7 protein-coding genes and 1 CRISPR repeat array are annotated in these 8070 nt (G+C 67.5%); of the genes, 4 read left to right on the top strand and 3 right to left on the bottom strand.

What is annotated here, in order from left to right; all coding sequences use genetic code 11:
• Positions 1-1111 precede the first annotated feature (1111 nt).
• From ACFVYR_RS37600 to ACFVYR_RS37590, 3 genes are all read left to right on the top strand, one after another.
• Complete coding sequence (locus ACFVYR_RS37600) at positions 1112-1984, top strand: replication-relaxation family protein (RefSeq protein ID WP_384263357.1); 873 nt, start codon at positions 1112-1114, stop codon at positions 1982-1984.
• 561 nt (positions 1985-2545) lie between these two features.
• The gene (locus ACFVYR_RS37595) at positions 2546-3232 is read left to right on the top strand and encodes an HNH endonuclease family protein (RefSeq protein WP_384263355.1); all 687 of its coding nucleotides are present in this window, start codon (positions 2546-2548) and stop codon (positions 3230-3232) included.
• A 36-nt stretch (positions 3233-3268) separates the two neighbouring features.
• Positions 3269-3514, top strand: a complete 246-nt coding sequence (locus ACFVYR_RS37590) for a hypothetical protein (protein WP_384263352.1) — start codon at positions 3269-3271, stop codon at positions 3512-3514.
• A 264-nt stretch (positions 3515-3778) separates the two neighbouring features.
• Here the strand turns inward: ACFVYR_RS37590 and ACFVYR_RS37585 are convergent, their stop codons facing one another.
• The 3 genes from ACFVYR_RS37585 to ACFVYR_RS37575 form a co-directional block, all read right to left on the bottom strand.
• Positions 3779-4120 (bottom strand): hypothetical protein, encoded by a 342-nt coding sequence (locus tag ACFVYR_RS37585; RefSeq protein WP_384263350.1) that lies wholly within the window; start codon positions 4118-4120, stop codon positions 3779-3781.
• A 187-nt stretch (positions 4121-4307) separates the two neighbouring features.
• Positions 4308-4766: a hypothetical protein gene (locus ACFVYR_RS37580; RefSeq protein WP_389613946.1), complete on the bottom strand. Its 459-nt coding sequence runs from the start codon at positions 4764-4766 to the stop codon at positions 4308-4310.
• A 312-nt stretch (positions 4767-5078) separates the two neighbouring features.
• Entirely contained in the window at positions 5079-5432 is a 354-nt protein-coding gene (locus ACFVYR_RS37575; protein WP_384263345.1) for a hypothetical protein, read from the bottom strand.
• Between the two features lie 162 nt (positions 5433-5594).
• On the opposite strand from ACFVYR_RS37575, the gene ACFVYR_RS37570 reads away from it, so the two are divergent.
• Positions 5595-6602 (top strand): winged helix-turn-helix domain-containing protein, encoded by a 1008-nt coding sequence (locus ACFVYR_RS37570; protein ID WP_384263343.1) that lies wholly within the window; start codon positions 5595-5597, stop codon positions 6600-6602.
• Positions 6603-6979: 377 nt separating this feature from the next.
• Positions 6980-8045: a CRISPR direct-repeat array (repeat unit 29 nt; unit sequence GGGACCATCCCCGCGGGCGCGGGGAGCAC).
• Between the last annotated feature and the right edge of the window lie 25 nt (positions 8046-8070).

Raw genomic sequence — 8070 nt, 5'->3', positions numbered from 1 at the left:
GGAACAACTCCCACAACTCGTCTGGCACCAGCCGCTCAACGATCCCCACCATGACCCACAGAATACCGGTGTATCCAAATGAGATGATCTCTTAGATCGACTGGCACTGGACAACCCGCTTGGCACCGCGTCGGACGCTGTAGCCCTCTCGTGCGGTGAAGTCCGCCGGACCCCACACCGTCGGGTGCCCGACTTCCGCGCACAGGTGCAGGATCGCGTCGTCCCCAGCGCATACGGCGACATGAGCGCCGTATGCGCTGGCAGTGGCGTTGGAAAGGAGCAGGTCGAGATGCTGCGCGACCGGCCCGTGGACCGTGGCCTTTGTGTCACTCCAGAGTCCTGCGGAGCGCAGGGCCGGAGGGGCCAGGCCAAAGTGTCTGAGCACCTCGTATGCGAACAGTTGGCAGTTGGCGCCGGCCGTAAGGCTCGGCTGAGCGGCCACAGCGGCAGCGCCTGGGAAACGCGAACGGTCATACGGGAAGGTCCAGAACTCTGCCGGAAGACTGGTGAGAATCGGGCCCATCTCGCCATCGTGGCCCGCGCGCAATCAGATCGAGCCATGTTCAGCGAAGTCGGTCAACCTCCACTGCGGCAGGACACCGGCCGCCTCAGATGGAGTGAGACGCTTACCCATTCGCCGACTCACTTCATCTGGGGGTATCGCAGGTCGCAGCATTGCGATGCCTCAAATCCATGAGACGGGACATCGCCTTCATCCCTCGCGAGTTCGGCCAGAACGTCTCCTGATATGCCCTGGGCCCCGGCGCGCTCCGTCCCGACCTGCGCCTTCCTGCCTGCGCCCCAGCCTCGCAGTTCCGCAGCTGCAGCCAGGCTAAGCCCGCGCCTGCCGTCGCCATCCTGCAACTTGGTGGTCGGGGGTACGTGCCTGCAGTGGTGACAGCGTGTCTTGTTCGTGACCGTGGCCGGGCCCTGGTGGTCGAGGACCTGGTCGGGGTTCTCGGGTTTCCTCTCCCACAGGCGAGCATGACGGCGGCGGGGCTCAGATCCCCACGGCCCTGGTGCACAAGCCTGAACAGACGCTCTCGGCCGGACGAGCGAGCTTTGACAAGGTCTCCTCACGGCCGGGCGCTGCTGTGAGGAAGGGATCCCTATGACCGGTGAACCGCTACGCCACCAGGTGCTGGCGGCGCTCGCCCAGCACCGCATTGCCACCACGAGCCAGCTGCACCAGATGCTCCGGCCCGACGGCACCCGGCAGTTGATCTCCCGCGTCGTGGCCAGATTGCGTGTCGAGGGATTCGTCGACTTTACGGTGCTGCCCAGCGCATCCCGGTCGCATCCCCGTGCCTGGCATCTCACCGATCAGGGTGGCCACCTGGTCCGGGGCCTGCCCGTCCTCCGGGGGCGCCAGCCCTACACCATCACTTCGACAGCAGCAGCATCGATGAAAACACCGCACACGCTCACCGTCGTACGGACCCATCTGGTCTTCAGCGCAGAGGCCCGCCGACGCAGCCATGAGCATGGTCCCTGGGACTGGACTCCTGAGGTCTCGCACTCCATCGGCGAGGGCGACCGCCTGGTAGCCGACGCCGTCATGCACTACACCCTCCTCGAAGACACCCAACGGCGAAAGCTGCGCGCCTTCGTGGAAGTCGACCGCACCACCATGAGCAGCGAGCGCCTGGCCACGAAACTGATCGATTACGCACGGCTCTATCACTACGACGCGCAGCCCGCGGGCCACCGCAGAGCACCCGCCGCAGCCGGACCGGGCTGGCTACGCTGGTATCCGGTCTTCCCACGGGTGCTGTTCGTACTGACCAACGCCTCCCGCACCCGACTGGCCAGCCGGATCAGTGATCTGCAAGAGATGGTTGCCCAGCACCAGCTCGTCGCTGCACTGAGCCGCACAGTCCCGCTCGGCGCGGCCATCCTGGAAGACCTCGAGGAGCACGGGCCCGCCAGCAACGTATGGGCGCCATTGAGCGGCGGCAGTCCCCGGCCCTGGGCCGCCCTGTGAAAACCGGTGGCCGGTGATCGGCTTGACTACGCAACCGCCCTGCAGACACCGTTCGTCGGCAACCAGGCGGACGACCGGTCCAGTGCCACTACACCGCGCTGGTGCTGTCGCGGCGGGCCATGAGCACGGCGCACACCTCATCGGCGGTGAGCGTGGAGGGTGAGTAGGAGACCACCTGGCACCGGGCACGGCGTTGAGCTCCTCCTCGATGGCGTCCGCTCTCTGCCGCGGGAAGTAGCTGCGTTCGCGGTACTTGTAGTAGCCGGTGAAGGCGGACGCGAGGTTTACGTTGAACCCCAGGACGACGACGGACACGCTCTGCCAGGTCCACTCCTGCTGGCTCAGCGCGGCAATCGTCGTTACCGCGGTGGAACCCATCATGATCAGAGACTGAAGGCTGTTGTGGACCCGTCAATAGTGACGGCTTTCCCGTCCGTACTGGGCGACCACCTCGGCCGGCCGCCCGCCGAGACGTTTCCTCGGTATGACTGATCCCTCCATGCGGGTGATCACAGACTGCTTCGCCCACCCCCGCCAGGCCAGCAGGGCTATCACCGGTCCATGACCAAAACCATGCTGCGCGGCCTCATCGCTGCGCTTCTCGCCCTTCCCGCCCTCGCCGCGGCACCCGCCCCCTCCGCGCCGGCTGCACCCGAGCCGCACCGCTTGTCCCTGGCCAAGGCCATCGACAAGCTGCCGCGCGCCACGGAATCCCGCGAGGGCTATATCCGCACGAGCTTCAAGCACTGGGTGGACGCCGACCACGACAGCTGCAGCACCCGCGCCGAGGTCCTCATCGCCGAGTCCCGCACGAAGCCGACGGTCGAGGGCGCCTGCAAGGTCACCGGGGGGAGGTGGTACTCGTACTACGACGGGAAGACCCTCACCGAGCCACGCGCGCTGGACATCGACCATGTGGTGCCGCTCGCCGAGGCCTGGGACTCCGGCGCCTCGACATGGACGCCCAAGCACCGCCAGGACTACGCCAACGACCTCACCGCCGACCGCTCGCTGGTCGCGGTCACCGCCAAGAGCAACAGGGCCAAAGCCGATAAGGACCCCGCTCAGTGGCTGCCGCCGCTCGCGGACGCGCGCTGCACCTACGCAGCAGACTGGACCGCCACCAAACTCCGCTGGAGCCTGACCGCGAACAAAGCCGAAGTCACCGCCCTGGAGAAGCTCGCCGAAGAGTGCGGCCGGCAGGAGGTTGAGTACGTGAAGACCCCGGCGGACACCACCGCGGCATAGATGGCGTCAGGTGGGCGGGCCACACCCCTCATAGCGGTGAACCCGCCCACCCTGGCACTGCGCCCACGCCGGATCGTCCAGCAGCTACTCCACATCCGGCATACCGGGCCCGCGCAGAAACTCCCCGACGTCACCGTCGAAGTGCGCGAGGCCGAGGCTGCCCGCGTGCCGTCAGCCGTCGACGCCATGCTGCACACCACGTCCGCGACACGCCTTCTGCTGCCGGTCGCGCGATCACCCGCCGCGGCCACCGCCTTCGCGACTGGTCCCGCAGGTCCGTGAGCGCTCCGTCGGTCACTGCCCATCGGTCGGCGTCCGTGCGCTCGCGGCACACCACGATCTCTGCGTATTCGTCGGCGCCGCGGTCCGGGACAGGCACCCAGAACTCCGAGACCATCGCCATGTGTTGGCGCAGCAGCTCGAGCGGAGGTGCCGTCCAGGCCGCCGTCACCGCACAGGCCAAAGCCACCGGCCAGCCAGCCGCGGCACGCTGACGAGGACCCCGCGGAGTAGGCCAAGCCGCAGCCCGCACCAGCACCGTCTGGGCTACCAGCCGGTGAGGTTCACGACGTGGGTGCAGTGTGGATCGGAGTCATCATTTGTCCAGTACTGCTCCTCGTCGAGCAGCGACGGCAGGGATGCAAGCAAGGCGGTGGTGGCGTTTGAAGGGCGCACGTCGACGGTGACGGCCTCGGAGGCCTTTGCGGCGTGGAGGTAAAGACGTAGTCGGTCCTCGTCCAGCAAGCAGAACCCGCGCAGCAGAAGGCTCGGCTTCTCTCCCGTGTATGGCTGAGTGAAGCAGCCAAGGATTCCGAGAGCGCGGTCATCCATGGTGGGACCCGGTGTGTCCAGGGCTGAGGGTTCTACGCGGACGACGACCACGCCCATCACTTGGGTGATGTGATCACTTGAGTAAATGTGGGTGCCCGTGACCGCCGCCTTCCGGGAGGTCGGCCGCGTGAGCCCGTGTCCGCAACGACTGACATCGGGGTGCGCGGGCAGGGCGCGTCCTGAGTTCCAGCTCAGGGATCCTTTCGGTTTTCACGCCTGGAGACCTAGGGAACCGCGCTGCTCATCACCGCAACGTGACCGACCAGCGCACGAGGCAGTCCACCACGATCAGGCCAGGGCCTGGCAGCTGGAAGGGGCCGCGGAAGGGGCCGCTGCTGCGGTGGAGTTCCTCTTCGCCCTCGCCGCCAGGTGACCGGTGCTTGATGTAGACGTACCCGTCGTCCACGTCCAGCTTCGCGGTGCCGCGCCCGCCCGTGTACTGCAGGACGTCTGGGTGGCGGCCTTCGGCATTCTTCATCAACGTCGACAGCGAGTCGGACGCGCGAAACCCGAGTCTCCAGCGGGGGAACGAGCCGACCTTCGACTTGTCGACAGCGAGATGGGTGTACTCCCTGGGCACGAGGGCCCATGCACGGTGTCTGCTGCCGGTGTTGTGCGTCAGCAGCATGTCTCCCTTCTCGAGTTGCTCGGGCGTATCGATCACTCCGTATACAAAGAGGCTCGAGAGGATCCCGCTCTTCATCTCCACCACCGTGGCCAAGCCACTAGGAGTAACCAGGGATACGCAATATCGTCGGGCCGTGACAACGGGTGGTCGTCTGCCCGGGCTCGCCAGCCGACGCCCCGACGCAGGCGGAAGCACTGCACGCCAGCAATTGGCTCTGCGCGCATGGCTGATCCGTGTCGTCCGTGACGAACAAACTGTGCAGTCGACAACGTGGTGTTCGCTGTCACCTGACGCTGAGGTGGGGTGCGGCGGGTGTGCCCGGCAGCGGCATCAGATTTCACGGATGGGCTGCCGGGCACGCGCAGTCAAGGGCATACCTGTGGACGGCTACAGCGTCTTGTGGGCGCGCCCGTCGTAGCTCCACCAGTTGCCCGACTGGGACTTGGGCACGGTGACGTCGACTTGGCGCTTGGTGCCTGTGTTGTCATTGATGCCGTGGATGGTGGCCTTGCCCTTGAACCAGTACCCAGGGACGCCGTAGTAACCGGAGCCAGGCGTCTGGAACCAGCCAGTGCAGACATGGGAGCCGTTCTGGTCGGTGCCGCAGACCTTGGCCCGGTCCGAATAGTAGGTGGAGACCTGTACCTGCTGTCCGTTGGTTCCGGCCGATGCCGTCGCGGCTCCTGCCACCGGCACGGCGATCGCGCCGGCCAGTACGGCCGTCGCTGCCCATGTACGCAAGCGAGTCATGTGTTTCCTCCTGTAGTGCAGATGAGAGTTGCTGCCGTTCCTCTTGCGAGGTGAGGCGCTGGGGTGACGCGGTCCACCATCCCAACCGCACCGGCACACAGTCGTCGGGATTCGGCGTAGACCGAACGGTTGCGGGTTGGCAGGATCTTCGTCATGCCGTTACGCATTCACTTCACGGCCGAGGACCTGGCCCGCACCCGGCTCAGTCACGAACCTCGCCCCTTGCTGGAGCTGAGCCACGCACTGTGGCGTCTGCAGCGCGGAACCCGGCAGGTGCGCTACGAAGCCTGGCGGCGAGAGGTGTCCCTGTGCCTGCCACGGCAGGCGCGCACGGTCTTCGACCTGATGCCCGTGACAGGCTGGACCCCCGACTTCCTGACTTTGATCGACGCGGGGGATCCGTATGCAGTGCTGGATCGGGCCCGTTCCATTCCCCATCGCCTCATCAAGGATGAACTCTCGGCCCTCGCCGAGCAGCAGACCATGCCCGCCTGGTCCCAACGGCTCGTCGACGACCCCCACCTTGTCCGTGCTCTCTTCGACAACCTCACCGACGTCTATACCCACGTGCTGGCGCCCTGGTGGCCAAGCATTCAGGGTGACCTCGCCGCCGACCGGGCGGTGCGCACGCGGACACTGGACGAACTAGGCACGGAGGCCCTACTCGCACGCCTCAATCCCGTACGCATGCGGTGGAACGCGCCCACCCTCGAGGTAGCTCTGCCCTGCGACTGGGACCTTCACCTGGAGGGCCAGGGGCTCTTGCTGATGCCTAGCGTGATGGGAGGCCAGGACCCGGTGATCACCATCCACGATTCACACCCGCAACCCATCCTCAGCTACCCCACCGCTGACGCGCACACGCTCAAGGGTCTGCACACGTTGGCAGCTCCTGCGGCCCTAACCACCGAACCTCCACCTGCCGTCATCGCCCTTCTCGGCCGCACCCGTGCCTCCGTGCTCCACTACATCGCCGGACACCCCGGGTGCTCCACGAAAGAACTCGCCGCCCGCACCGGCATTACCGCCCCGAGCGCCAGCGAACACGCCACCACGCTCCGCAACGCGGAGCTGATCCTCACCACCCGGCACCGCAGGAACGTCCTCCACACCCCCACCTCCCTGGGCCTGGCGCTCCTCAACACAACCACTCACAGATGAGCACATGAAGGTCGAGACACGTTTAACGGGGATCCGGACGTGCCGTTCGTGTCCCATCGATCGGGCCTTTGCCCTTGTCAAAGCGGCCAAAACGCGCCAAGTCCTGACCGAAGCTCGGAGGCGGGCGCTGCAGTGGAGCGAGCCCAGGCTAGTGACCTGAGTCAGGATTCGTCGGCAGTAGGCGGTAACTTTGTCGAGGATCTCGTCGGCTGTCTTCGTCCAGACGAACGGTCTGGGGTGCTCGTTCCAGTCGGTGAGCCAGGCCCGGATGTCGCGTTCGAGGGCCTGGACGGAGCGGTGGATGCCGCGCTTGAGACCGACCACCCCGGATAGGTTCACACTAGCTAGCTGATAGGCGTGCTCCGCGTCGTCGAGGCGGCCCCATCCCCGCGGGCGCGGGGAGCACGGCTGGGCCCACGAAATGCGCTGCTGGTTCTCGGGACCATCCCCGCGGGCGCGGGGAGCACATGGCGCCGATGGGGCCGGCCGCACCGGGTTTGGGACCATCCCCGCGGGCGCGGGGAGCACCCCAGGGCCGCTCTGATCCGTTTGGCGAAATCGGGACCATCCCCGCGGGCGCGGGGAGCACCGTCCTCACCGCCGCCCGAGGCGCTCCCGGTCGGGACCATCCCCGCGGGCGCGGGGAGCACAACCTCTTCCTGTCCGCCCTGGGCGTGTCCTTGGGACCATCCCCGCGGGCGCGGGGAGCACTGATCCTGGGTCACGCGCAGGTGTTCGCCGCCGGGACCATCCCCGCGGGCGCGGGGAGCACAGCAGCGGGAACCGTGGGCTGGTCTGGGTGTCGGGACCATCCCCGCGGGCGCGGGGAGCACGCCAGACGGCACTAAATGCCGTCCGGGACGTCGGGACCATCCCCGCGGGCGCGGGGAGCACTGCCGTGCGGCCGACACCGCGGCCGCCGCGTTGGGACCATCCCCGCGGGCGCGGGGAGCACGGCGCAACGGCCCTGGCCCTCTCATGGCCGGAGGGACCATCCCCGCGGGCGCGGGGAGCACCCATGATCGTTCCCGCCGATGCTGGCTGTTCCGGGACCATCCCCGCGGGCGCGGGGAGCACGGAGCTTGTTGTCGGCCTTTTGCTCGCGCATCAGGACCATCCCCGCGGGCGCGGGGAGCACATCTTCTTGGCGAACGGGCACCAGCTCATGTCGGGACCATCCCCGCGGGCGCGGGGAGCACCGTCTGCCGTACGGGACCCCGTGAGCGGGGTGGGGACCATCCCCGCGGGCGCGGGGAGCACGCCGCCCACGCATACGTGATGCTCAAGACCGCGGGACCATCCCCGCGGGCGCGGGGAGCACCTGCACCTGAGCCTGGAAGTGCCGGGCCTGCTGGGACCATCCCCGCGGGCGCGGGGAGCACCGTGTGCGACGGTTTCGGCCCACAGATAGAGCGGGACCATCCCCGCGGGCGCGGGGAGCACCCGTCTGGCGCGGGACCAGATCGGG

Source organism: Streptomyces sp. NPDC058284 (genome assembly GCF_042881135.1).
In the GTDB taxonomy this organism is placed as follows: domain Bacteria; phylum Actinomycetota; class Actinomycetes; order Streptomycetales; family Streptomycetaceae; genus Streptomyces.
Note: the sequence above shows the minus strand (reverse complement) of the source record. Positions and strands in the feature narration are given on the sequence as shown.

What these genes read in the sequence shown, in the direction of transcription:
- ACFVYR_RS37600 (WP_384263357.1), top strand. Translation starts at nt 1,112, where the DNA reads ATGACCGGTGAACCGCTACGCCACCAGGTGCTGGCGGCGCTCGCCCAG.
- ACFVYR_RS37595 (WP_384263355.1), top strand. Translation starts at nt 2,546, where the DNA reads ATGACCAAAACCATGCTGCGCGGCCTCATCGCTGCGCTTCTCGCCCTT.
- ACFVYR_RS37585 (WP_384263350.1), bottom strand. Translation starts at nt 4,120, where the DNA reads ATGGGCGTGGTCGTCGTCCGCGTAGAACCCTCAGCCCTGGACACACCG.
- ACFVYR_RS37580 (WP_389613946.1), bottom strand. Translation starts at nt 4,766, where the DNA reads ATGAAGAGCGGGATCCTCTCGAGCCTCTTTGTATACGGAGTGATCGAT.
- ACFVYR_RS37570 (WP_384263343.1), top strand. Translation starts at nt 5,595, where the DNA reads ATGCCGTTACGCATTCACTTCACGGCCGAGGACCTGGCCCGCACCCGG.